Origin of the sequence: Frigoribacterium faeni (assembly GCF_011761235.1) — a bacterium.
Classification (GTDB): domain Bacteria; phylum Actinomycetota; class Actinomycetes; order Actinomycetales; family Microbacteriaceae; genus Frigoribacterium; species Frigoribacterium faeni_A.
Genome location: NZ_JAAOYW010000002.1, coordinates 762,262 through 785,950, shown reverse-complemented (window position 1 = coordinate 785,950; position 23,689 = coordinate 762,262). Strand labels below are relative to the sequence as shown.

Genomic DNA, 23,689 nt, shown 5'->3' with positions numbered 1-23,689 from the left:
GGTTGATGGCTAGCTATTGGCTGCCAACTTTGCGTTGATGTGGGGTGTGCCTCAATGCGACACGGCTCGAGAGGTGACTTGGAGTCGCAATAGAGTCCACCGTCCCGACTCGCGACAGATGCGTGCGAGGGTCCACATCGAGCTGAACTGCTGGGGCATCCTCGCCATTCGGCCGCTGCTAGCCTCGCGACTAGTTGAAATCAGTGGGGGAAGCATGGCGAAGAGCAACCTGGGCGCCTATCAGACCATGGTAGAGCTGGCGAAGGCAGCCAACGGGCCAGTCCAACTCGGCTTGTACGTGGCTGCTGGCGGGACGCTCATCGGCGGGGTAATTGGCGCAGCTGCCGCGCCGGCAATCAAAAAGGGTGCCGCTAGGGCGCTCGTCGCCGCGCGGCAAAAGATCAAGCCGACGACGATTGTCGTCCCACGGACTTACACCATCGTGTCGAGCGCAGACGGGGGAAACAAACTTTGGCTCCATGCAGGAGATAGGTTCCAGGTTTTATCCGAGGTCGAGGGCGGCGCTCTTATTGAAGTCGAGGGCAACAAGAAGAATCCGTGGTTGGTGTCGAGTGAATTACTCGCCACGATTTCCGACTTCATTGTCAGCGGAAGGTAGGAGGGGGACATGGGGTTCTTCAGATCAGCCGAGGGAAAGGCCGCTGCCGAGAGACAGAAAGCTCAGGGCAAGGCTGACGCAGCGGAACGCAAGGCTAAGGATCGGTACCTTCGGTCCCCGCTTGGCAAGGCGACAAGCGCGCATGCTCGTGGCGACAGCCTGCTCGAAGTCGTTCTTAGGGTCGAGGATGACGGCGGCCGGACATTGTCCGACATTGAAGCCATTGGCTGGCAGCTCGAGCGTGCGGATTATGCCTACGACGTCAGCGTGAATTCGACGAGCAATAGTAACGACCAAGTTTCGAGCGTCTACTCCCAAGGCACCCTTACCGGGGTCTATCTCTTTCGACGCGCCTAGCTCTCTTCACTTACTCGTGGGCGAAACGCGTCTAGCTCGTAGCCATACCCTGTGTCTCATAACCCTAGGGATAGCTGATCCTGATTGGTCAGCAAGTATTCGGCTGCGAATGTTGTCGAGCGGTCCGAATCGATCACGACGGACGAAGGAAGGTCGGCAAAGGTGCAACTGATGACGACCGGCTCGGTGCTGTCCACTGTGAAATCGGATAGCTCGAGTTTCGATCCCCCGAAGAAGATGTCCAGCGCTTCGAACAGGCTGGACTTTCCGGCGTCGTTACGACCAATGACTGTCGTTGTCTCGGCATCGATTGCTACGACTATCTCGCTTCGGTATCCCCGAAAACCCGACAATGACACAGAAGTCAGACGCACGATTCCCCATTTCGTAGTCAGCCCCGTAGCTCGACACGACGCTTCGATCGCCACACTAGCGGGCTAGAGAGGCCCGAGCCATGGCAGCCTGGTTCGGGCCCTGCATCCAGTTGAGACAGGTACAGCCCAATGACTGCTTCGATTAGGCTCCTACAATATCGATAAGTTGGTCGTAGTTAGTGACGACGTCGTATTTCACGTCCGGGGTACCCGCGACCTCGTTGAGCTTCGCAAAAAGCTTCCGGGCGTAGTCGATCTTCTTCTGCTCGGAAGTGCGGAGCTCGAGCGTCGACAGGTCGCCCTTGGTCTCGGCGACGAAGAAGACGTGTTTGATCGAGCCCTCTCTGAAGGCGATCGCCCAGTCCGGGATGTAGTCAGAAATCGGTGTGGGAATGCGGAAGCCGCGTGGCAGCTTCGTGTAGACAATGACGTCCTCACTGATGTCCAAGGCTGCGCCGAATGCTCGCTCAATGCCCGAATCGTCGATCAGGTACTCATAGACGTTTCGGTTCGGGGTAGGAACGGCCTTCTCGAAGTTCGTCGCGTCGAGCGTCTCAGGGAAGATGATCGAAGAGTTGTATCTGTCGTCGGACAGGTGGTATTCAACGTGCTCTGCAGTAATGGCCTGGGCCTTTTGCTCATTGATAATGCGAGCAGCCTCGTTGATGAATTGCTCTGGGTTCTGCCGGAACATTTCGAAGGTGTTCGGCTTTACGCCAGCTAGGACCGCCGCGCATGTGCGCCGAGTCAGATCCGTCTTCTCGGCGACTTCGCCGAGCAAGTCATACGTCACCGACGATCGTGCAGTCAATTCGAACTCCGCGATCTGGCGTCGCGTCACCTTGAAACTGCCACCCGCCGCCAGTGCGTCCGCCTCGATCATGTCTTGCTGGACGCCGTCAATCACCTCGTAACGGAGCCGCGTCACATGCAGCGACAGATCTAGTGCACTGATGGAGTTGTCGATGAGTTCCTTAGAGTCGAAATGGACTTCATATGTCACGCGCCGATTGATGCGATCCCAGAGATCGAGGAACGCCTGCTTCTTGAAATTTGCGTTGTTGCGCTGGATCTTCGGCTTTCTCGCATCGTCAACCGGCGTTGCCTGCACGTTGAGCGAATCGATCAGCTCGATCACCTGATGGGTGTAGGGCACTAGGGCTTCGGGCAGCGAAGGGATGGCCTCCTGGCCCGACCGGTTGAGCCATGTTTCGGCAAGATGGTCGTCGAGGTCGACGAATTCATGTTTCTGAAGCCAACGCAAAAGCTGCTTCGACTCCTCCGCGGTGATCTTGTGATCTGCGCCCGTCGGCGCAGCAGCGACAATTGCCCCTGTGAAGAAGTCAACACTCGCTGTTCGGGGCCGTGCGCTGAGAAGTGCCAGGGTTTCTTTCTGAAATCCGGCAACGAACTCGACGTAGGACTCCTCGGTGACCACAGTGAGGACGTTGATCTGGTGGACGGTGTCCGGGTTGTCAGTGCGGTCGCCATCGTGGTCGACGGCGAGGCGCAAGCCTCGTCCGACTTCCTGCCGTCGTGAGTCGCCGGCCGTTGCCTTCTTAAGGAAACCGAGCGTAAAGACATTTGGGCTGTCCCAACCTTCACGAAGTGCGGAGTGGCTGAAAATGAATCGCAGCGGAAAGTCCTGGTCGAGCAGCTTTTCCTTGTCCCGAAGGATCGCGTCGTATGCTTCAGCGTCTTTGGAGAGCCCTTTGCCCTTCTCATCGGAGGCTTCGCCAGCGTCGCTGTTCACCCACTTGCCGGTCTTGTCCTTCGAGAAGTACCCGTTGTGAATGTCACCAACTGCATCGCGCTCGAGAAATGAGCGGTACCTCTCACTCGCCTTATCGAGGTCGAGCTCTTCAAGGCGAGAGTCGCGGAGTGTGACATACTCCTCCTCGAACATTCGGGCATAATCACCCATCTGATCTGGTCGCAAGTAGTCGCGGTACTTCACGACCTCATCAATGAAAAAGAGGGACAGCACTTTGATCCCCAGCGGGAAGAGCTGGCGTTCCTTATCGAGGTGTGCACGGACGACCTCACGAATTTGGATGCGTCGCTTCTGCTCTTCGGTTGAGTCGTTGACGACGTCGCCGGCCAAAAGTGATTGACCGTCGATAAAGGTGACTTTGCCATCAACCGCATCGACTTCGTCAACAACAAGACCCTTGTACGCCTCCAGCTCACCCGAGAGGTCGTACAACCGAGAGCCCTTTCGAACCTTGAAGGTCTTGCGAGCCGGAGTGCCGCCCCCCTTCGGCTGCCACTCCAACTCCAGCCGCGCCTTCGGGAAGTCGGCTCCGATCCCAAGCTCGATCCCATCTAGGTAGAGGTACGCGCTCGTACCACTCAGCCCCTTAACGCTGATCCCTTTTGCCGCGATCTTCTTGACTAGCTTGTTGTTGTAGGCATCGAGAGCGTCAAGGCGGTGTACCGTGTTGTGCCTGATCTTGTGAGTAGCTGAGTAGCGGAGCGCAAAAAGAGCGTTGAACTGGCGTAGCGCTTTCAGCGTTTCCGAAGGCTTCTTCGGATCGGACCCAAGACGCTGCGGCTCGTCAATGATGAGGATGGGACGGTTTGCTGCGATGACATCGATCGGGCGTCGTGACTTGAACCCATCGAGTTCCCTGAACATCCTCAAGCCGCTCGATTTACCCTTGCTCTCGACGTCCTCGGCGGACTTCTTTGCGTCACGGTTGAAGTTTTGGGCATTGATGATCATCACTTGGATGCCGTCGTCGGAAGAGAAGGTCTCGATGTCTTCGATGTGATCGGAGTCGTACACGAAAGCGCGCACACGTCGGTTGTATTCGTTCAGAAAGTGCTCCGCTGTGATCTCGAACGACTTCTTCACGCCTTCGCGTATGGCGACGCTCGGAACAACAATGACGTATTTTGACCAGCCGAACTTTCGGTGGAGTTCCATGATCGTCTTGATGTATACGTAAGTCTTCCCAGTGCCCGTCTCCATGTCGACGTCTAAATTCAGATCGGCTGCGGGACTCCTGACCAGTTCGGACGACGGCGAAAGGCCAGGAGTGCGCCGCTGGACAATACGCAAGTTTTCCAAGAGTTGAGTGGCGCTCAGCGCCAGGTCCGCGTTTCGCAACCCTGGCCCACGTGGCTCAGCTCGAACGACCTCTGGGGTGAGCGCGGCGAGCATTCCAGCAGTCCTCCCCTCGGCGCGTGGATCCCAGATGGACTTGCCAGGGTCAATCTTGTACTTGATGCCGTCGACGAACGGCTGACGGTGCAAGGCGCCGAACACGTCAACTACAGCGTCGACCGCTGCGGTCTGGTAGGCCTGCACTTTGAAATGAAGCTTCATCCGGCTAGAGGACCTTCACCACGGCGTCCGGCGCGAGCAGGGCAAACACTTGCATGGCATTGATTCGTTCGTCGTCGTTGCCGAAGCCACTGTCCTTAAAGATTGCCGTCGCAGGCTTCCGCATCGCGATTGCGCGGACTACCTCATCGTCGATCTCGTCGTCTAGACAAGCGAGCATGAACCCGTCATCGAAATCGAGGACTTCGTGCTTGCCAACTGTTTCCGAAGCGACGGAGGAGGTCACGTCCAAGCCGGAGTCGAGCAACGCCTCGAAGAGGATATCTATGCTGCTGCGTTCTGACTTGAAGGTGTCGATGAGTCCGGCGAGCTGCTGCTGTTCGGTCGCCTCCGGCGAGGTCTCAACGATGGCCTTATTCGTCGTATCGACGGTGAAGGCGCGGAAGCCGACGTCACCGTTCCAGTCCGAAGCCTGGCGTTTCGCCAAGACCTGAGCGCCGGCCCTCTGGACACGGAGTTTCGTCAGCTCGGCGATGGTGAGCGGCTTGTCGAGATCCTCAAGCAGCTTGATGGCGTTCTGGATAGTTGTCTTAGCTGAGCCGGTGGCCGCCTTGAAGTTGTCTTCCAGTAATTCGGGGAGCTGCACCAGGATCACCGAGCAGTTGAGCCCTGTGCGAGCACAAAGCTCGAAGACGGCTTCGGCGGTCGTGCCGGACCCGGCGAAGAAGTCCATGACGATTCCGCCCTTGCCGCCCAGGACGTACTCAAACAGGCGCGACAGCACCTCGTGGTCTTTGGGGTTGTTGAATACCTGTGCGCCCATGAGGTTGCGAAGGTGCCGAACGGACACCTGAGATTGCTTGTAGAAGTAGCTTCCTCTGACTTGAACGGCAAGTCCGGTGTCATCCCCACTCTCTTCATCAGCACCGTCGTCGACATCGTTAACTTCACCTGCGACCGGCCGAAGATGAGATTTTCGAAACGGTGGCAAGGTGTGATCGTCACGGAACACAATGAGGCCCAGTGCGATACGCCGCTTCATCTCATCCTCGCCATAGCGCCATCCAGCTTCAGGAACCGCGCACGCCTGCCCCGTGACAGGGTGACGTAGGTCATAGTGCGGTCCGCCGCCCCCTGGCCAGGAAATGTTGTCGTCACGCCACGGCCCGTTCGCATCGACGTGTCGTGTGCGAGCAAGTTTCTTCGCCGGATGGCTTTTCGGGAGGTTCTTGTACCAGCTTGTAAGGGCATGCTCGATGGCCTCGTCATCGGCGCCATGAGCTTCTCGGAGCAGCAGATACTCCTCCCAGACCTCGCGAGCCCCTGGCTTTTCCTCGCGCCAAGATACGTTCTGTTCTCGAAGGAAAGATTTCGACTTTGCGTACACCAGAACGTATTCATGCCCGATTGAGAAAAACTTCGCATCGTTTTTGCGCCCCTTCTCCCACACGAGCTGAGCAACAAAGTTTTGTTCGCCGAAGACTTCATCCATGACTCGGCGGAGCGACGCCTGCTCAGCATCGTCGATGCTGACCAGGATCACACCGTCTTGGGCAAGGAACCGCTTGGCCAGCCGGAGTCGCGGGTAGATCATGCTCAGCCAGTCAGAGTGGAACCGCCCGTTCGACTCGGTGTTCGACGCGAGCTTTTCGCCAACTTCGTTCACTTGGCGCGACTGCCAGAGATATTCCTGCTTAGAGGATGAGAAATCGTCTCGGTAGACGAGGTCCCCTCCGGTGTTGTAAGGCGGGTCGATGTAAATGAGACGAACCTTGCCGAGGAATGACTCCTGGAGCAGCTTCAGCGCTTCGAGATTGTCTCCCTCGACAAGAAGGTTCTTAGTGGTGTCGAAGGCTACTGAGTCAGCGCGGTTAGGCCTCAGGGTCTTGCCGATGGGTGCATTCGAGGCGAATTCGGCGGCGAGTTTGCCCGGCCAGTCGATCTGGTAGAGCTCCTTGCCCCCGACGGTGTAGTCGCTGAGTTCCTGCTGGAGCGCCTCAAGATCGATTTGATGAACGAGCTTGCCGTCGTCGTCCAACCCCTCGGTGACGATGTGCGGGAATAGTGCAGCCAGCGCTTCGACGTTTTTGCGTGTCACGTCAGCTGACTGCAACTCCAGCTTGTCCGGCTTCGTCATCTTTTCCTCTCAATCCAAGGCCGCGAGGGCGGCCTTGCGATCCCGTAGCTCTCGGCGCAGCTCGACCTTCCGGTTGAGCTGGGGCTCAGTGCGGAGCTTGCGGTCCAGGGCTGCGATCTCGCGTTCGAGCTTCTTTGCTCGATCCATTCTGTCGCAGGCTTCAGACACCGACTCGCCGCGCCGCGTCGGGCCCGGCAGCAGCGAGGCCACAAGGGCCTCGTAAAGGGCGTGTAGGTCGATGGCGGTGGGCAAGGGCGCACGCTCAGAGGCCGTGGAAAGCCAGCCGGTCGTGAAATATGTGCCGATCTTTGGCGCGCTTGCCCCAAGCACCTTGTGCGCCGCGGTCGTGCGTACCGCGTCGCCCCTTACCACCTCAAAAATGACGGGGAAGTGAACCGACTTATCGATCGCCGCTAGCACGTCATTGCTGACGTCAGTGCCCTTTGTCTCGAGGCTGAAGACCTGAATCTCCGGGACCATGTCGGTCCCGGGGAGATGGATGGTGGTTTCGGCGAGCTTGTAGCTCCAGGTGATGCGGCGAACTTCGGCAACGAACCGCTGTCGGACGAGGGTGGTGATGGAGCCGTGTTCGTAGAATTTTTCCTTAGGAACGCGGGTGCCAAACCTGGCGGCAACCGGCCACCGATAGAGCGCATCGCTGACCGTCTCAGTCGTCACGTGCGGCACTCGCGGGGGCCACGACGGCAATGAAAGCGATCAACTCGAAGTCATCCAGGCCAGCAATGGCTTGAGCCAGCGCGGTGGTACGGCCGGGGGTGAAGAGACTGTCGATATCTCGTTCCTCCGTGACGTCGATCATAGAATGGATAGCGTCAGTCAGTAGATCGGAGTATTTGCTCATGTCCGCGCCGTTGTTAGTGGCGCGGTTGAAGGCCTCTACCACTTCCAAGACTGGTTGGTCGTAGGGACGCGAGCCGGTGCGGATGAGGTCGAGGAGACGTTTGACCTCAGTATGGTCGGCGACGACGTTCCCGAATTCATCGAGGTAGACCAGGTAGTAGGGGTGAAGTCGATTGCCGCGGTTGATGGTTTCGTCCGCATTGACGTTTCGCAGCGCGAAGATCACTCCTGGTTGAAGGCCCTTGGCTGGGTCTGCCGGCACGACAGCATGAAGACCTTTCGGCGAGGTTGCGAGGTCATCGTGCTCCTTCGTGTACGCAAGCAGGTCCATTCGGAAGTCGTTCAATCCGAGGTCGGTGATGGAGATGCCTGTTCTGACGTCCTCGAGTTCGATGACCTCGTCCTGAAGCTTTCGAAGCTGTTCTTTGCGGAAAGCCGCGTCGCTGTCCTCGAGGGTAAGGACGTTGTCATCGGCGGTGCCGGCGAGATCAGCGATGACCATGCGATTTTCGACGCGTTCCTTGAGATTGATGTACTCGTCGAGGGAAATATCGGGCCAGAAGTTGACGAGTTGAATTTGTTCGTTGACGGAACCGATTCGGTCGATGCGCCCAAAGCGTTGGATGATCCGGACCGGATTCCAGTGAATGTCGTAGTTGACGAGGTAGTCGCAGTCTTGAAGGTTTTGGCCCTCGCTGATGACGTCGGTACCAATGAGTACGTCTAGCTCGCGAGTTTCCGTGGGCATCGTCAGGTGCCGCTGTTTTGACCTGGGGGAGAACATCGACATCACCTGCTGGAAGTCAAAGCCCTGTCCGATACTTGTCTTGGCGCTATGTGCCCCACCCGTGATCAACGCCGACTGCAAGTCGGCGCCGGCGAGAACCGGCGTGAGCTCTCGATAGAGATATTCGGCTGTGTCGGCGAAGGCCGAAAAGACTAGCGCCTTGCGGTTCCCAGGATTGAAGGGATGCGCAGCCTTCTCGCTGAGGATCCGTATGAGCCGTTGCAGCTTGAGGTCATGGTCGGGTGTGATTTTATGCATCTCGTCAAGGAGCTCGCGCAGCGTCTCGCGGTCGTTCCATAGGTCGCGCTGCCACGACTCGACGTCGATGTCTTCTAAATCGATCTTAATTTTGGTGCCGAAGGTCAGTGCTTCAGCGTTCTGCTCATCCTCTTCGTCCATTTCGACGCCGGCAAGGTCTATCTCGAGATCGCTCAGCGATCCCGTTCGAGATTCGAGACGACCAAGGGTGTCGTGTACAGCGCTCTCGATTCTTGCCACTGTGAGTCGGAAGGCCTCGACTGAGCTCTCAAGTCGTTTAGGCAGATTAACGGTCATGAGCTGTTTGAGCCCTTGCTCACGGCCCCGCTGGCCCAGGTTGGAGCGGGCGGTACCCCCTTTGACGTTGTACAAGTCTTCGTACTTGCTCAGCCGGCTTGGGAAGACATAAGCCATGGGGGTGTAAACGGCGAGATTGAGTGCCTGGAGTTGATCGAATATCTCGTTGTAGGTCGGAGTGCCGGGCAGGTCGGAGAGAGGCTCGCGGATGGAGATGGGCTGCCGACGCTCGGGAAAGCCGCCGATTTCAGTCGTGTCGTAAAACGCCTCGATGTGTTTCCGCGACCTCGCGATGGTCACTGCATCGAGCAGTGCGAAAAAATCGAAGTCGAGCATGTTGAGAATGCGTTCGGATGTCCGATCTTCCGGCGCAAGCTTGGACCACTCGTTGAATACTCTTTGCGCGTCGCTGAAGACTGTTTCGACTGACGCCGAGAGGTTTAGGTGCTTGCCGAGGTTGTCTGACTCGCCCTCGTATGCGAGTTGAAGCTGATTCTTAAGGTCGTTGAAGCGGTTGTTGACCGGCGTAGCGGACAGCATCAGGACTTTGGTTTTTACCCCTTCCTGCATCACTTGACGCATGAGTCGCTGGTAGCGCGACTCTTTCTCTTCGGCGTAGTCGGCATTCCGAAAATTGTGCGACTCGTCGATGACGACGAGGTCGTAGTTTCCCCAGTTCACCCGATCCAGCCGCAGACCGAGAGATTCACCTCGAGTTCTGGTGAGGTCGGTGTGAGCAAGAACGTCGTAGCTGAATCGGTCGCGGGCGAAGATATTGGTCGTCAGATTGGCGTTGTAGTTTGTCCAGTTCTCAGCGAGCTTCTTGGGTGCGAGGACAAGGACGGACTTGTTGCGGAGTTCGTAATACTTGATGACGGCCAACGCCGTAAATGTCTTCCCAAGTCCCACACTGTCGGCCAGAACGCAACCGTTGTAGGTCTCGAGCTTGTTGATGATCCCCGTCGCGGCGTCGCGCTGGAAGTTGTAGAGGCTCTGCCATACCTGGGTTTCCTGGTACCCGGTGCGGTCATTTGGGAGGACGTCCTCGCTGATGTCCTCGAGGAAATCGGAGAAGAGGTTGTAGAGAATCAAGAAGTAAATTCTGGCGGGAGAGTTTTCTTCGTAGACGCTGGCGATGTGGTCGTAGACGGCCTCGGTGACGTCCTCGAGCTGGTTTGCGTTGTTCCAGATTTGATCAAAAAGTGCGACGTACTGAGAGGCCATCGACGGGTCGTCGAGCTTGGTGACGATGTTGGACACTGCATTTCCGCGTTCGTAGCCGAGATCGGCTGCGGTGAAGCCTTGGATGGGTTGGTATGCCACTCGGTAGTCGACTGCCGCGAATTGCTGCATCGGCGCGCCGGTCTGATTGGACCGAAATTGAACCTTTCGGCGGAGCCAATCGGCGCACTCTCTCGCGATCGCCCGCTGGGTGAGTTTGTTGCGCAGTCGTATCTCGAATTCCGATCCGTAAAGAGCAGACTCAGTGCCTGCTCCCGCCGGAATGAAGAACTGTCGCTGCTCTTTAGTCAGGCGGTCCGTTGCTTTAGCGGTCACAAACGAGGGCGAGGTGAAGATGAACTGGAGCTCTTCTACCTGCTCAAGCTCCTCGCGGAGCGCTTCGAACGCGAAGATGGAGAACGTCGACGCGGCGATTCGGACCTTCGATCCTGAATGGGCCTCTGCTTTGAAGTCGTCACCTAAGAGTTCGTTGACGTTGTCGATAATGCGCATCGGTCCCACCCCCGGATAAGCGTTGCCGAGTCGAGACCGGCGCGTCGGACCTGTTCAGCAAGGGCGAATGCCAGGTCCGCCTTTCGCTTGATCATATTGCGACCGAAGGCGGCCCAACGTGGGACACCCGTCACCATGGTTCGTCGCTCCGGGTCGCGCGGGAGCTGCGCATTGTCGCCCCGCTCATGGGTGCGAGATCGACGAGGAGAAAGCAATGAACGTAGCGCCGCGATTTTCAAGGGGCGACGCCGGCAGTGAGTGGGGCCCGTTCTTGTTGGCGGTCGTGGACCGTGAGCGCTCATTAGGCACCGGCCGCTGCCGCGGCACGAATGTCCGCCATAGTGCGGGTGCAGCCGGGATCGACGCACCAGAAGGTCCAGCCGGCAACCGCTCCACCGCCTTGTAGGAAGCGGGCCGCCCCGCTGAGGGTCGCGTAGTTGTTACCGTCCACAAGCAGGGTGCCGTCCGAGTTGATTGTGGCGATGTGGCCGCGGTGGGCCGCGGGCTTGGCGTAGAGGGTGGTTCCAGCGATCACGGCGCCGGATCGTACGAGGTCGACGACGTCAGTTCGGTACTGAGCTCGTTCCACCACTGCATCGTTGGCGCCCAGGTGACCTTCCGGGACTGGCCAGATCGACAAAATTGCGTCCAGAAGGTCGTCGGTTCGATCGCGGATGTCGGTTCCGGTCCAGGCCTCGGGGTGCTCGTGAACGACGTCGCGCGTCAGCAAGAGAGTGTCATGTCGGATCAGCGCGGCACGCTTACCGTTCTCCCCAGGCCATGCGGCGTTGGAAAGCCGCGCATTGAGGCTTTGCGTCACCAGGGTCAGGTTGCCAAACGTCTGAAGGAAGAGATCGCGGGCGGCCTCGTCCGTTTCCCCAGGGGTTGTGTTCCAGTTGGCGCGCCACTCCTGGGGCATGATGTGCTCAATCGTGCAGACACCGCGGGGGACTGGCGACACTGAGAACGACCGGCCGTCCTGGAAACCTCGATACCTGTCCTCGATGGCTTCCAGAACCATGCGAAGTCGGGCCTTCCGGAAGCGCTTGTAGGCCGGGAAGTCGGACAGTTCCCGACGCACTTCAGCATCACCTGGCCAGTAACCGACGCCAGAACTTTGGGCGGTGAAGAACGCCTCACTGGCCGGCCCGAGCCGAACACCGACAGCTCGTCTCGTCAGAGCGATAAGGAGGTCGAGCAGGAGTCGATTCGCGCCTTGCTGTTGAGCTCGGACGAGGGCGCGACGGACGAACCAGGATTCCAGGACGTCCAACAGCTTTTCTTGCTCCGCAAGTTCGATCCTCGCTTGTTCCGGTTCTCCAAGCCAGATCAGAAGTGGTTTGGCAATTTCGGAGTCGAGGGTGCTCATCCGGTAGACGAACAGATCGAGCCGGCCGAGGGCGCCGTCACGCGAGGCGGCCGCTTCCGTGAAGTTCCGATACCGATCGGCAGCCGCCCGCAGCGTTCGAAGAAGCTCGAGAATGTCGATGCCGGATTCGGCCACATACCTCTTGAACTGGGTGAATACCTCTCGGGCAGGGATTTCCTTCAACGTGCGAGCTGTCAACCATTGGGTAAGGAACAGGGCGCTTCGGGCATAGCGGATGCGGCCGGCGGTGACTTCTTCTTCCCAGAATGGCGTCTCGAAATCGGACCAGTACTCCTGGTAGGCACGCTCGGTTGCGGTCTCGTCGCCGTCAAAGCGCTGGAAGACAAAGTTCTTGATCAGATCGGCGGCGGTCAACGGGGTACCCCGCGCGTTGAGCGTCTCGAAGATCTCCTGAGCGTCTTCGTTGGCCAGCAGCTGAATTGACACGATCTGGAGCCGGGTCGTGATGGTCGGGACCAGCACCGTTGCCCGCATCTGCGTCAAAGCCGGGTCCTCATCGAGCCAATCACCGATAGTGGTCGAAAAGTAGTTGTGCGCCTGCGTCAACCGGCCCGCCGGCAGCAAGCTGTAGTCGATCGGCGTAGGCGCCGACATGGCGGCAGCAAAAACTGTCCGGTCGCGATTTGTTGGCCACACTTTGAATCGATCGTCTGGTCCCCGCCGGAACGATTCCGGATTCTCGACCAAGGTCACAACCTGCCCCGCTAGGCCCGTCATCTGCCGTGTCTCGAGCTGGGCGTGAAGGGCGTCTAAAAGGATCTGGAGAGTCGTCAACCGCTGCTGACCGTCAATGACGGTGTACTGGGTGAGGCCCCCAAGGGGTGTGGCTTGACCTTGAAGGACGACGGCGCCGAGGAAGTGTGTGGCCTGCCCGTCACCACTCTGAATTGTTTCGACAAGGCGGGTGATGTCGCTCCAAAGTGGCTCCCACTGGTCTTCTCGAGACCAGACGTACGGGCGTTGAAAAAGCGGCACGACGAGCCGCTGCGGATTGACGAAGACTTCCTGCGGCGAGGTGACCTGAGTGAGCATCGAAAAATCCCTTACAGCGTCGTGAGCAGACGAGCCTGATCGTTCCTCACACTAAGGGACGCCGCCACGGTGGCCGTTAGCCGCTCATCCAATGGCCTAGAGAGCTACTCCCGTGTCGGAGAACCGCCGTACGCTCGACCCACATTCCGATTCGTCACAATGCTCTGGTGGCTCGGTCTCCCCGTCCACTTGGGGATCGCGTTCTTCATCATGGTTGCCGGGTCCACGGGGTCGGTCCCCGCCGCGGTCGTGTGGATCGGATGGGGCACCCTCGTGGTCCACTATTTCGTGCGCCGAAGGGTCTTGGGCCGGTGGCTATATCGAACCCGTGTGCAGCGTGTCCGGTACTGGCCGAGCGTCAACCGCGACGCCCGCGGGAACTAGCGGAAGTCAGTCTTCGGGCCCGACGTGGTCTTCTATGACCCGAGGGGCAGCTAAAGCCCGCAAGGCCGCGACCCGCTCGACTGTCACGCAGCGTTAGCGTGGAGGGCGCGGTCGTTGACAGCCCGGCTTAGGTGCATGCGGCCGACAACGAGATCAAGGTGGCGGCGTATCAAAGGTGTAGTTGCTTCCCTGGCTTTCCAGTCATTGCTCGGGTGGTTCACAGCCGAGCCTGTCCGTGATGCACTCGCCGCCAACTCAAACACTTCGCTCATCTCGCTCAATAGCCTGTAGCCGCTTATTCGCCGCATCGCAGCGGCGTTCGGGGAGCAACTATGTAACAGTTCCTTCGTGCGCCGGCGTCCCGCCCGCGGCATTAGCAGCGATGTGAGTGCTTGATGAGCGACCTGACCTCTTTCGCATCACCGCCGTCTTCAAGCCAAGATGCTGGGGTCTCGCACCCAAACCCCAGAAGGTCTTCCTGGCGGGTCGCGAAGAATCGGCCCGCCGTCCTCCAGTCCCAATCCCGGAGTAGCGGGATGATGAATTCGAGATGCGGCAGTGTGCGGCCCACGGGTCGCGTGTTGAATTGCCAAATCGGAACTCGCCATTCGCCGGCTATGTCGACGGACATCAACCGGTCCTCGCGAATGGCCAACTCAATCTCGTCCATTGTGAGGTGGAGGAATGCGGCCGCGTCTTTCAGGGAGGGCGTCTCCGCTGCGGCGGTCAGCCACCACTCCATGGCGCTCAGTTCTAGCGAGCCGCGTGCAACTGAGGCATCAGCCTCGGCCAGTTCTTGCTCAGTAAAGGCGCCTGAAGATACGAGGAAGGCCCTGCTTGGGTCGCCGGAAAAGGGTCGTCGCACCGGCTCGAGGCTGCGGGCGAACGCTAAAAGACCGTCGAGAAGATACTCAGTGTCGGCCTCCAGGTCGCGAAGCACTCTGGCGACTCCGTGCAGCTGCGAGATACGTTCTGAAGGAACTTCTAGAAAGCCGGCGAGCAACCCGCTTCGCACACGATTTGAACTGTTCACACCCGTGACTAGGTGGGGCTCCCGGGCCCTTGTTGCCGCGGAAGTCGAGCAACGAGACGCGGTGGCGGTTGACGTACAGTGGGCTCAAATTCCATCGGTACGGCCAGAAACAAAGCCTCGAGATCCCCTTATTCATGGGGGCTCCGGGGCTTTTCTGTTGTCGAACTGCCCCTGGGTGGCGGTTCGTGGCTGCCGCCTCCTGCTCGAAGAACGGGCCGTTGCTGCCACTTCTTCGTCTTAAGTGACAACAACGGCGGAGATGTCGCCACAGAGCGCGGCAGGTAGGTCCCGGCGGTCACGCGGGCGGGAAGTGCTCCGCGACGGCGACCGCGACCGCAGCGACGTCGACCTGCCCGTCGAGGGCGGCGAGCCGCTTCGCGAGCTTCCTCGGCCAGCAGACCTCGACGCCACGGACGGTGAACGCGCCGCCGAACATCGGCCAGTCGGCGTCGACGAAGCAGAGCGTGCCGACGACGGGCACCGGGCCGACGAGGTCGCTCACGAGCTGCACCTGGCGGAGCACGCCGTCGACGAGCTTCGTATGGTCGCTGCCTCCGACGATGAGCTTCTCCTCCCGCGGACGCACGAGACCGCCCTCGACGCGGAGGGCGGGCCGCTTGTCGCGGTAGCGCTTGGCGTCGACGATCCAGACACCCGCACGGGTGATGACGACGTGGTCTATGTTGCCCCGGGTGCCCCGGGTGCCACGGATGCGGCGATCGTGCAGCACGACCAGGTGCTCGGAGGCGATCGCGTCGAGGGCACGACCGACGGCCGCTTCTCCCACGGCACCCGACCGCCACGCGACGGTGCTCTGCCGCTCTCCCGAGAGCGTCACCGCGAGGGTGCCGAGCCTGCCCTCGCCCCACGTCGCGCGGATCCCCGCCTCGTCACGTGCTCGCCGTCGCTCGTACTCCCGCCGCGCGGAGGCGCCGGCGCCGGTGGTGTCGTTCGTCCCCATGGGAGCCATCCAGCCAGGTCGGCCGGACCGGGCGACAGCCCCAGTCCACGGCGCAGGGGAGCCCGTCCTGCGAGAACGACTTGTCTGCTCACGGGGTCTGTGCGAGCGTGGGCGTGTGCCCCGAAAGGGGGTCGTTCCGCCGCGCGGCTGTGCCGCTCGGGACACCGAGAGCGACGAACTGACGAGAGGGGAACGTCATGACGAACGAGATGAGCCTCGGACGGGCCATGCGCCGCGAGCTCAAGAACCCTGTGATCGGGACCATCGGCCTCGTGCTGTTCGCCGGCTCGGCGGTCCTCCTGGCGTTGTTCTGGTTCACCGACCTGCGAGACACGGTCGCGCCGTACGTGGGCGACGGCATGGCGCTGCTGCTCGCGGGCTTCACGATCGGCGTCGCAGTCCGTGCCCGGCGGCGGATGCAGCGGGACGAGCGGAGCTCGCGCCGCTGACAGCGGTGCCCTGGGGCACGGCGTCGGCCGAGACCGGGGTCACCCCCGCGGTGAGCCCACGCGCTCCGCGAAGCGGCGCCGCTCCCGGGCCGCCCGGCTCGCCGCCCCTCGCCGACGGCGCCGGGCGTCCTCGTCGGTGGGCAGCCACCGCCGACGCGCCGCCTCGGCGGCGACCCCGACGGCGAAGAGCGCCACTCCGAGCACGAGCAGCCGCGTGTACACGTCGACGCGGCGGTCGACCAGCGCCCGGGCCGCGTCGGTGTCGATGGCCATCCTGCTCGGGTCGGCGGGGTCGTAGCGGACGGGCAGCTCGTCGCCCACCGTCCACGCCCCCTCGTCCCTCAGCGTGTAGGCCCGCCACTTCTTCGTGGCCGCGTCACCCGCGAGGTCCTGCTCGGTGACGGGGTACCAGACCGTCCGGCCGCCGCCGTAGCGGCTCGCGGTCGGCTCGCTGGCCCGGACGACCTCGACGATCGTCCCGGTCGTCCTCGCCCCCGACGTCGTGACCTCGTGCGAGACGCCGGCCGCGATCGCGGCTCCGGGCAGCTGGATCAGCCCGAGCACCCCGAACGAGAAGCCGCCGAACAGCGGCACGACCCAGACCAGCACCCTCAGCCACTCGCGCAGCGTCACGGGCCTCCGCGGTCGCCTCGCCCTCGACCTGCGCCGTCGCCTCCGCACCCGTCCTGCCCCCACGGCCCCCGCCTCCTCGATCGCCCTGCCGACCCAGTGTGCCGGGTCGGCCCGCAGGTCGTGCACGCAGCACGCCGCGCCCACCCACGGCGTCGACCTCGGGCCGGCACGGCGGGCACGTCGGCCCCGCCGAGTCGCGCCTCAGGCGGTCTTCATGAGGATCGCCTTGCGGCCGCTCTGCGTCACCTCGTCACGCTGGTTGCGCAGCTCCGCCTCGAAGGTGAGCACGCCCTGCCCCGGGTCCTTCGACCGCACGCGCAGCTCGACGACCTCGAAGTCGACGTGCACGGTGTCGCCGAGCAGGATCGGTGCACGGAAGCGCCAGTCCGAGAGGCCGAGGAACGCGATGGCGTTCCGCCCGAGCAGCTCGCGGCCGAGCATCAGCCCGTGGGCGATCGACAGCCCGAGCAGGCCGTGGGCGATGCGCTCGCCGAAGGGCGACGCCTCGGCGAACTCGCGGTCGACGTGCATGGGCGAGTAGTCGCCCGTCATGCCCGCGAACATCACGACGTCCGTCTCCGTGACGGTGCGGCCGGGGCTCCTGAAGCTCCGTCCCACCTCGAGGTCCGTCCATGCCAGCCCGCTGTCCATGCCTGCTCCGTCCCGGTCCTCGCCGATGAGTAACCGGTTACATTATGCAGCACCACCGATGGATGAGGAGGTCCGCCGTGTCGATCATCGTCATCGCCCCGGATTCGTTCAAGGGGTCGGCGTCGGCCCTCGAGGTCTGCGACGCCCTGGCCGCGGGCTGGCGGCAGGAGCGTCCCGACGACGTGGTCCGCCGCCTCCCCCTGGCCGACGGAGGCGAGGGCACGCTCGACGCCTTCGCCGCGGTCCACGAGGCGGAACGGATCCCCGTCGAGGTCCGCGGGCCCGACGACCGGCCGGTCCGGGCCCACTGGCTGAGCTTCGTCGACGACGCCGGACGCCGGACGGGCGTCGTCGAGCTCGCGTCGACCAGCGGCATCACCCTGCTGCAGGAGCTGCAGCCGTGGGACGCCCACACCCGCGGCTTCGGCCAGGCGGTGCGCGCGGCCCTCGACGCCGGCGTCGAGCGCCTCGTGCTCGCCGTCGGCGGCAGCTCGTCGACGGACGGCGGGTCCGGCTTGCTCGCCGAGCTCGGCGCGGTGCTGCTCGACGCGGACGGCCGGCCCGTCCCCGACGGCCTGCGTGGCCTGGGGGCGGTCGCGGTCGCGGACCTCGACCGCGTCCGTGCGCTGCCGGCACGCACGGTCGTCGTGTGCGACGTCACCAGCCCCCTGCACGGGCCGACCGGCGCGGTCGTCGGGTTCGGCGCCCAGAAGGGGCTGCGGGCCGAGGATCGGGCCGAGGCCGAGGCCCACCTGCGGCAGTGGGCCGAGGTGGTCGGGCGCGCTCGCCCCGCCGACGCGTCGGCGTCCGCACCGGGCGCGGGCGCTGCAGGCGGCGTCGGCTTCGCGCTCACCGCCCTCGGGGTGTCGCCGGGCGGCGGGGCGCGGATGATCGCGGAGGCGCTCGACCTGCCGGGCGCGCTCGCCGGTGCGGACCTCGTCGTCACGGGGGAGGGGCGCTTCGACGAGCAGTCGGCCTGGGGCAAGGTCCCCGGCGTCGTCACCGACGCTGCCCGGGCGGCGGGGGTGCCCGTCTGGCTCGTCGCGGGCTCGATCGCCGCACCGACGGAGGGCTTCGGCGCCGCCGCCGAGCTCACACGCCTCGCGGGCGGGGCGGAGGCGGCGATGGCGGACCCCGGCCGGTGGCTGCGCTCCGCCGGCGCACAACTGGCTCGACAGTTCCGGGCCGGTGTCGGGTAGCATCGAGGAAACCGGTTACCAGAAAGGCGGAGACCATGAGCGTCCTCCTCCCCACACCGTCCGGCGAGCTCGAGCGGCTGCACTTCGCACCCTCGACCCGGCCCGCCGTCAGCCCGACGCCGCCGACCAGTCGCCTGGTCTACGCGGCCAGCCACGTCGTCGCGGACCCGCTCCGGTCGTCGTCGACCGGACCGGCCGCCATCGACTGGGACGCGACGCTCGCCCTCCGACACGACATCTGGGCCGCGGGGCTCTCCGTCGCCGAGTCGATGGACACCGCGCAGCGCGGCATGGGCCTCGACGCCGGCCGCGCCATGGAGCTGGCCGCACGCACCATCGCCGAGGACCCCCGGCACGGCGAGGGCGTCGCCGTCGGGGTGACCTCGGACGCGATCACCGACCCGCTCCCGACCCTCGACGAGATCACCGGCGCCTACCTGCGCCAGATCGAGCACGTCGTGTCGTGCGGCGGCACCCCCGTGATCATGGCGAGCCGGCACCTGGTCCGCGTGGCCCGGGGGCGGGACGACTACCTCCGGGTGTACCGCGAGCTCATCGACTCGAGCGGCGTGCCGGTCGTCCTGCACTGGCTCGGCGACGTCTTCGACCCTGCCCTGACCGGGTACTGGGGCTCGACCGACCCGGCCGTGGCCCTCGACACCGTGGTCGAGCTGATCGCCGGGGACCCGACGGCCGTGAAGGGCGTCAAGATCTCGCTGCTCGACCCCGTCCACGAGCTCGCGCTGCGCGATCGCATCCCAGACGGGCCCGTGGTCTTCACGGGAGACGACTTCCACTACACGGACATGATGGCCGGCGACGGCACCCGCCACAGCCACGCGCTGCTGGGCGCCTTCGCGGCACTGGCCCCGTGGGCGGCGGAGGCGGTGCGGCGGCTCGACGACGGGGACGAGGCGGGCTTCCGGGCCGTCCTCGAGCCGACGCAGGCCCTCAGCCGCGTCGTCTTCCGGGCTCCCACCCCGGCCTACAAGGCCGGGGTCGCGTGGCTGGCCTACCTCACCGGCGGGCAGTCGCACTTCCGCATGCTCGGCGGGATGGAGTCCGCCCGCGACGTCCTGCACCTGGCGGACCTCGTGCGGGCGGCGAACGGCATGGGCTACTTCGACGACCCCGACCTCACGGCCGCCCGCATCGAGGCCGCCCTCCGCGCCCACGGGATCGTGTGACGTGGACCTGACCCGCTGCAGCCTCAACTCGGCCACCGTGCGCGGCCTCGACGTCGACCGGGTGGTGGCCGCCGCCGCGTCGAACGACTTCGGCGGCGTCGGCCTCTGGCGCGACGTGGTCGCGGCCGTGGGCGCGGAGGCGGCCGGTCGCGCGGCCGCCGACGCCGGCCTGCACGTCAGCTCGCTGTGCCGCGGCGGCATGTTCACCGCCGCCGCCGAGGCGGACCGCGCCCGGGCGTGGGACGACAACCGCGCCGCCGTGGACGAGGCGCACGCCGTCGGCGCCGAGTGCCTCGTGCTCGTCTGCGGCGGCATGCGCGAGGTCGGGCTCGACGCCGCCCGTGCCTTGATCGCCGAGGGAGTGGCCCGGCTCGCCCCGTACGCCGCCGGGGCCGGGGTGGCGCTCGCCGTCGAGCCCATGCACCCGATGACGGCCGCCGACCGGTCGGCCGTCACGAGCCTGAGCGAGGCGCTCGACCTGGTGGACGCGGTCGGGGCCGACAACGTGGGCGTCGCCGTCGACGCGTACCACCTGTGGTGGGACGAGCGGATGCCGGCGGACATCCGACGTGCCGGACCGCGCATCCTGTCGGCGCAGCTGTCCGACTGGGTGACGCCCATCTCGGGCGAGCTCTCGAGCCGGGGCATGCCCGGGGATGGCGTCATCGACCTCGCGGGCTTCCTGGGGCACCTGGACGCCGCCGGCTACGACGGGCTGGTCGAGGTGGAGGTGCTCAGCGACGCCTGGGCGCGGGTGCCCGAGCAGGCCCTGGCGGCAGCCGTCGAGGGGCTCCGCGGGATCTAGCGGGTCGGCCCCGTCGTCGGAACCGGGCCGATGGAGTCGCGGAACACCGGGTTGGAGCTCATCTCGACGTGCGACACCTCGTCGGGCGCCACGAGCATCGCCGACATGGCCGACCACGCGGCGCGGGCCACCTCGTCCTCGAGCATGCCCGCGGTCGTCAGCTGGGGCGTGATCCACCGGGCCAGCGCGGTGTCGTCCCAGCCCGAGACGGACACCTGCTCCGGCACGGCGACGCCGAGCTCGGTGAGGGTCGAGGTGATCGCCGCGGCGACCATGTCGTTGGCGGCCACCAGGGCGGTGCAGCCGAGCCCGAGGAGCCGCCGGACCTCCGAGCCGAGGTCCGGGTGGTCGACGTCGAAGCCCTCCTCGACGACCGTGCCCCCGGCGGAGGTGACCAGCTCGGAGATCAGCGTCCAGCGTCGCCGGTTCTGGCGCGACCGCGAGCTGGCGCCCACGTAGGCGAAGTGCCGGTGGCCGAGCTCGAGCATCGACCCGACGATGTCGCGGGTGGCCGGCAGCACGTCCACCACGACGCTCGAGACGCGGGGGGCGTCGCGGAAGCGGCGGTTCACGGTGACGACGGGCTTCGCGCCCGTGAGGACCGGCGCGAGGGCGGTCGAGGAGGCGCGGGGGCTGCAGAGGACGAGGCCGTCGGACCGCAGCGCCATCTGCCCGGCGAGTGCCGCCTCCTCGGCCTCCGACCCCACCGAGTCGCCGATGAAGACGTGGAAGCCGGAGGCGCGGGCCTCGTGGGTCAGGGCCCGCACGATCATCGTGAAGTGCCGGTTGCCGAGGTCGGGGACGAGGATGCCGACGTTGCCCGTGTGGCCCGTCGCGAGGGCCTTGGCCGCGGTGTTGACGCTGTAGCCGAGACGGGAGGCGGCCTCGAGGACCCGGTCTCGGGCCTCGTCGGCCACGCGCTTCGGCGAGCCGGACAGGACCCGCGAGACGGTGGCGACCGAGACGCCCGCCGCGGAGGCCACGTCGCGCACCGTGGGCGGCCGTTCCGGGGGTCTGACCGTCATTATCGCTCCAGCCTACGACGTCACATCATGACCCCGCCACCGTTGAGGTGCAGGGTCTGGCCGTGCAGCAGGGCGGCCGCGGGAGAGGCGAGGAACACGACGGCGGGCGCCACCTCGTCCGCCGTGGCGATCGCCCGCGTCACCGAGCCGACGGTGCGCTCGGCGACCCACTCGGGCGAGGTGACGAGGTCGGCGATGAGCGGCGTCAGGACCGGGCCGGGCGCGAGGGCGTTGACCCGGATGGCGGGTCCCAGCTCGCGGGCGAGCGCCCGGGTGAGGCCGAGGACGCCGGCCTTGGCCGCCGTGTAGGCCGAGAAGTCCGGCGCTCCCTTCAGCGCGAGCTGGGACGAGACGCTGATGATCGACCCGCGCTCGAGGCCCTGGCGCGCGAAGCGCTGCGCCATGAGCATCGGACCCGTGAGGTCGCTCGCGATGGTGCGCTCCCAGTCGGCGAGCGTCATCTCGGCGAGGGACCGCTCGTCCATCATCCCGGCGTTGTTCACGAGGATCGTGCAGCGGCCGAACCGGGCCGCGACCTCCGCGTAGACGCGGTCGACGTCGGCCTCGAGGGAGACGTCGCCCTCGACGACCAGCACCTCGGCGCCGCTCGCCCTGAGCTCGTCGGCCAGGGCCGCGGCCCGGGCGTCGTCGCGGAGGTGGTGCAGCGCCAGGCGTGCCCCCGCGGCCGCCAGGGCGCGGGCCATCGACCGGCCGAGCCCTCCGGTCGAGCCGGTCAGCAGCGCCGTCTCGCCGTCGAGGCGGAACGGGTCGACGGCCGTGGCCCCGGCCGTCATCGGGCGCCCTGTCCGGTCGTGCCGACGCCGGCCTCGACGACCGCGGCGTCCTCGCGTCGGAAGCGCCGGCTCGCGGCCCGGAGCGACACGAGCGTGATCGTGCAGCACAGCGCGAGGTACGCGGCCACCAGCCACGGCTGCCCGCCGAGCACGCCGACGAGCGCGGCGGCGATGAGGGGCGACGGGCCGCCGATGAGCGTGCCGGCCAGCTCGCGGCTCATGGCGACGCCGGTGTAGCGCACGTCGGCGGGGAACAGCCGCGTGAGGATCGCGCCCTGGCCGCCGGCCATCGCGCCGAACGACACCGAGTAGCTGAGCAGCAGGGCGAAGACGATGGCCACCGGTGCCCGGGTCTCGAGCAGGACGAAGGCGGGGAAGGCCGTGAGCAGGCAGAACGCCGCCCCGAAGCCGATGACGCGGGGGGCGCCGAGGCGGTCGGCGAGGTGCCCGAACCCGCCGGCGAGGGTGGCCCCGACGAGGCTGGCGGTGAGGGAGGCGGACAGCGCGACGGTGCTGCCGACCGAGAGGTCGGTCGTGATGTACGAGAGGGCGAACGTGGTCGTGACGTAGGACATCGCCTGGTGGCCGACCATGATGCCGAACCCGATGAGCAGGCCGCTCCACTGCGTCCGGAACATGGCCAGCGCGGGCACGCGCGCCACCGGGTTCGCGTCGGCACGAGCCTTGGCGGCCACGAACGCGGGCGTCTCCTCGATGTGGCGGCGGACGAAGAACGCCACGAAGAAGATCACGATGCTGATGAGGAACGGGATGCGCCAGGCCCAGACGAGGAACTGCTCGGCGAAGATCGCGTCGACCAGGAGGAAGCTGACGACGCCGAGCGCGGAGCCGATGGCGGTCGCGCCGTTGGGGACGGCGGTGTTGAACGCCCGTCTGCTCGGCCGGGTCGCCTCGACGATGATCGTGAACGTCCCGGCGAGCTCCGCGCCGGCGCCGGCGCCCTGCACGAGGCGGAGGAGCACGAGCAGCACGGGGGCGAGCAGGCCCACGTCCTGGTAGGTCGGCAGGCAGCCCATGAGGAACGTCGAGACGCCCATCAGCATGAGCGTGAAGATCAGGGCGGGCTTGCGGCCGAACCGGTCGCCGAAGTTGCCGATGAGCAGGCCCCCCACCGGGCGGGCGAAGAAGCCCACGGCGAAGGTCGCGAACGACGCCAGCGTGGCGGCCGCGGGCGAGAGGTCGCTGGAGAAGAACAGCGGGCCGATGACGAGCGCCGAGGCGGCGCCGAACAGGCCGAAGTCGTACCACTCGATGACGGACCCGACGGACCCGGCGACGAGCACGCGCCTCTCCTGGACGGGGTCGAAGTCTTGCTCGTCGGCGCGTGTGGTCTGGTTCATGAGGACGTCCTTGTCTCGTGAGGGGGAGGAGCGCGGAGGCGGTGCGGAGGAGGTGCGAGAGGTGCAGGAGGT

19 protein-coding genes are annotated in these 23,689 nt (G+C 64.6%); 6 read left to right on the top strand and 13 right to left on the bottom strand.

Features of this window, described 5'->3' with window-relative positions; translation table 11 throughout:
* The first annotated feature begins 214 nt into the window (after positions 1-214).
* Together FHR78_RS10185 and FHR78_RS10180 are read left to right on the top strand one after the other, a co-directional pair.
* Complete coding sequence (locus tag FHR78_RS10185) at positions 215-619, top strand: hypothetical protein (protein WP_166760378.1); 405 nt, start codon at positions 215-217, stop codon at positions 617-619.
* Positions 620-628: 9 nt separating this feature from the next.
* The gene (locus FHR78_RS10180) at positions 629-976 is read left to right on the top strand and encodes a hypothetical protein (protein WP_166760377.1); all 348 of its coding nucleotides are present in this window, start codon (positions 629-631) and stop codon (positions 974-976) included.
* Between the two features lie 56 nt (positions 977-1,032).
* Here FHR78_RS10180 and FHR78_RS10175 read toward each other — a convergent pair whose 3' ends face one another.
* From FHR78_RS10175 to FHR78_RS10140, 8 genes are all read right to left on the bottom strand, one after another.
* A complete protein-coding gene (locus tag FHR78_RS10175; RefSeq protein WP_166760376.1) occupies positions 1,033-1,404 on the bottom strand; it encodes an AAA family ATPase in 372 nt (123 codons plus the stop codon).
* A gap of 88 nt (positions 1,405-1,492) precedes the next feature.
* Complete coding sequence (locus FHR78_RS10170) at positions 1,493-4,681, bottom strand: DEAD/DEAH box helicase family protein (RefSeq protein ID WP_166760375.1); 3,189 nt, start codon at positions 4,679-4,681, stop codon at positions 1,493-1,495.
* A gap of 4 nt (positions 4,682-4,685) precedes the next feature.
* Complete coding sequence (locus tag FHR78_RS10165) at positions 4,686-6,776, bottom strand: site-specific DNA-methyltransferase (protein ID WP_166760374.1); 2,091 nt, start codon at positions 6,774-6,776, stop codon at positions 4,686-4,688.
* A 9-nt stretch (positions 6,777-6,785) separates the two neighbouring features.
* The gene (locus FHR78_RS10160) at positions 6,786-7,454 is read right to left on the bottom strand and encodes a DUF4391 domain-containing protein (RefSeq protein WP_166760373.1); all 669 of its coding nucleotides are present in this window, start codon (positions 7,452-7,454) and stop codon (positions 6,786-6,788) included.
* A complete protein-coding gene (locus tag FHR78_RS10155; protein ID WP_166760372.1) occupies positions 7,444-10,713 on the bottom strand; it encodes a helicase-related protein in 3,270 nt (1,089 codons plus the stop codon). The genes FHR78_RS10160 and FHR78_RS10155 overlap by 11 nt, the downstream gene beginning before the upstream one ends.
* A 301-nt stretch (positions 10,714-11,014) precedes the next feature.
* Positions 11,015-13,135 carry a GmrSD restriction endonuclease domain-containing protein gene (locus tag FHR78_RS10150; protein ID WP_166760371.1) on the bottom strand — a complete coding sequence of 707 codons (2,121 nt, stop codon included), beginning with the start codon at positions 13,133-13,135 and terminating at the stop codon, positions 11,015-11,017.
* Positions 13,136-13,892: 757 nt separating this feature from the next.
* A complete protein-coding gene (locus FHR78_RS10145) occupies positions 13,893-14,459 on the bottom strand; it encodes a hypothetical protein (RefSeq protein ID WP_166760370.1) in 567 nt (188 codons plus the stop codon).
* A 388-nt stretch (positions 14,460-14,847) separates the two neighbouring features.
* Positions 14,848-15,513, bottom strand: coding sequence for a nuclease-related domain-containing protein (locus FHR78_RS10140; RefSeq protein ID WP_243862279.1), 666 nt, complete (start codon positions 15,511-15,513; stop codon positions 14,848-14,850).
* Positions 15,514-15,710: 197 nt separating this feature from the next.
* Between FHR78_RS10140 and FHR78_RS10135 the strand changes: the two genes are divergently transcribed.
* Positions 15,711-15,962: a hypothetical protein gene (locus FHR78_RS10135; RefSeq protein WP_166760368.1), complete on the top strand. Its 252-nt coding sequence runs from the start codon at positions 15,711-15,713 to the stop codon at positions 15,960-15,962.
* 39 nt (positions 15,963-16,001) lie between these two features.
* Here the strand turns inward: FHR78_RS10135 and FHR78_RS10130 are convergent, their stop codons facing one another.
* Together FHR78_RS10130 and FHR78_RS10125 are read right to left on the bottom strand one after the other, a co-directional pair.
* Entirely contained in the window at positions 16,002-16,595 is a 594-nt protein-coding gene (locus tag FHR78_RS10130; RefSeq protein ID WP_166760367.1) for a DUF3592 domain-containing protein, read from the bottom strand.
* A gap of 201 nt (positions 16,596-16,796) precedes the next feature.
* Positions 16,797-17,246: a MaoC/PaaZ C-terminal domain-containing protein gene (locus tag FHR78_RS10125; RefSeq protein ID WP_166760366.1), complete on the bottom strand. Its 450-nt coding sequence runs from the start codon at positions 17,244-17,246 to the stop codon at positions 16,797-16,799.
* Positions 17,247-17,323: 77 nt separating this feature from the next.
* On the opposite strand from FHR78_RS10125, the gene FHR78_RS10120 reads away from it, so the two are divergent.
* From FHR78_RS10120 to FHR78_RS10110, 3 genes are read left to right on the top strand one after another with little or no spacing between them, the layout of a single operon-like run.
* The gene (locus tag FHR78_RS10120) at positions 17,324-18,445 is read left to right on the top strand and encodes a glycerate kinase (RefSeq protein WP_166760365.1); all 1,122 of its coding nucleotides are present in this window, start codon (positions 17,324-17,326) and stop codon (positions 18,443-18,445) included.
* A gap of 35 nt (positions 18,446-18,480) precedes the next feature.
* Complete coding sequence (locus FHR78_RS10115) at positions 18,481-19,632, top strand: DUF993 family protein (RefSeq protein WP_166760364.1); 1,152 nt, start codon at positions 18,481-18,483, stop codon at positions 19,630-19,632.
* Between the two features lies 1 nt (position 19,633).
* On the top strand, positions 19,634-20,437 hold the full coding sequence (locus tag FHR78_RS10110; RefSeq protein ID WP_166760363.1) for a TIM barrel protein: 804 nt from the start codon (positions 19,634-19,636) through the stop codon (positions 20,435-20,437).
* On the opposite strand, the gene FHR78_RS10105 is transcribed toward FHR78_RS10110, so the two are convergent.
* From FHR78_RS10105 to FHR78_RS10095, 3 genes are read right to left on the bottom strand one after another with little or no spacing between them, the layout of a single operon-like run.
* Positions 20,434-21,462 carry a LacI family DNA-binding transcriptional regulator gene (locus FHR78_RS10105; RefSeq protein WP_166760362.1) on the bottom strand — a complete coding sequence of 343 codons (1,029 nt, stop codon included), beginning with the start codon at positions 21,460-21,462 and terminating at the stop codon, positions 20,434-20,436. The two genes, FHR78_RS10110 and FHR78_RS10105, sit on opposite strands and share 4 nt — an antisense overlap.
* A 20-nt stretch (positions 21,463-21,482) precedes the next feature.
* Complete coding sequence (locus FHR78_RS10100) at positions 21,483-22,256, bottom strand: SDR family NAD(P)-dependent oxidoreductase (RefSeq protein WP_166760361.1); 774 nt, start codon at positions 22,254-22,256, stop codon at positions 21,483-21,485.
* Entirely contained in the window at positions 22,253-23,617 is a 1,365-nt protein-coding gene (locus FHR78_RS10095) for an MFS transporter (protein WP_166760360.1), read from the bottom strand. The genes FHR78_RS10100 and FHR78_RS10095 overlap by 4 nt, the downstream gene beginning before the upstream one ends.
* Between the last annotated feature and the right edge of the window lie 72 nt (positions 23,618-23,689).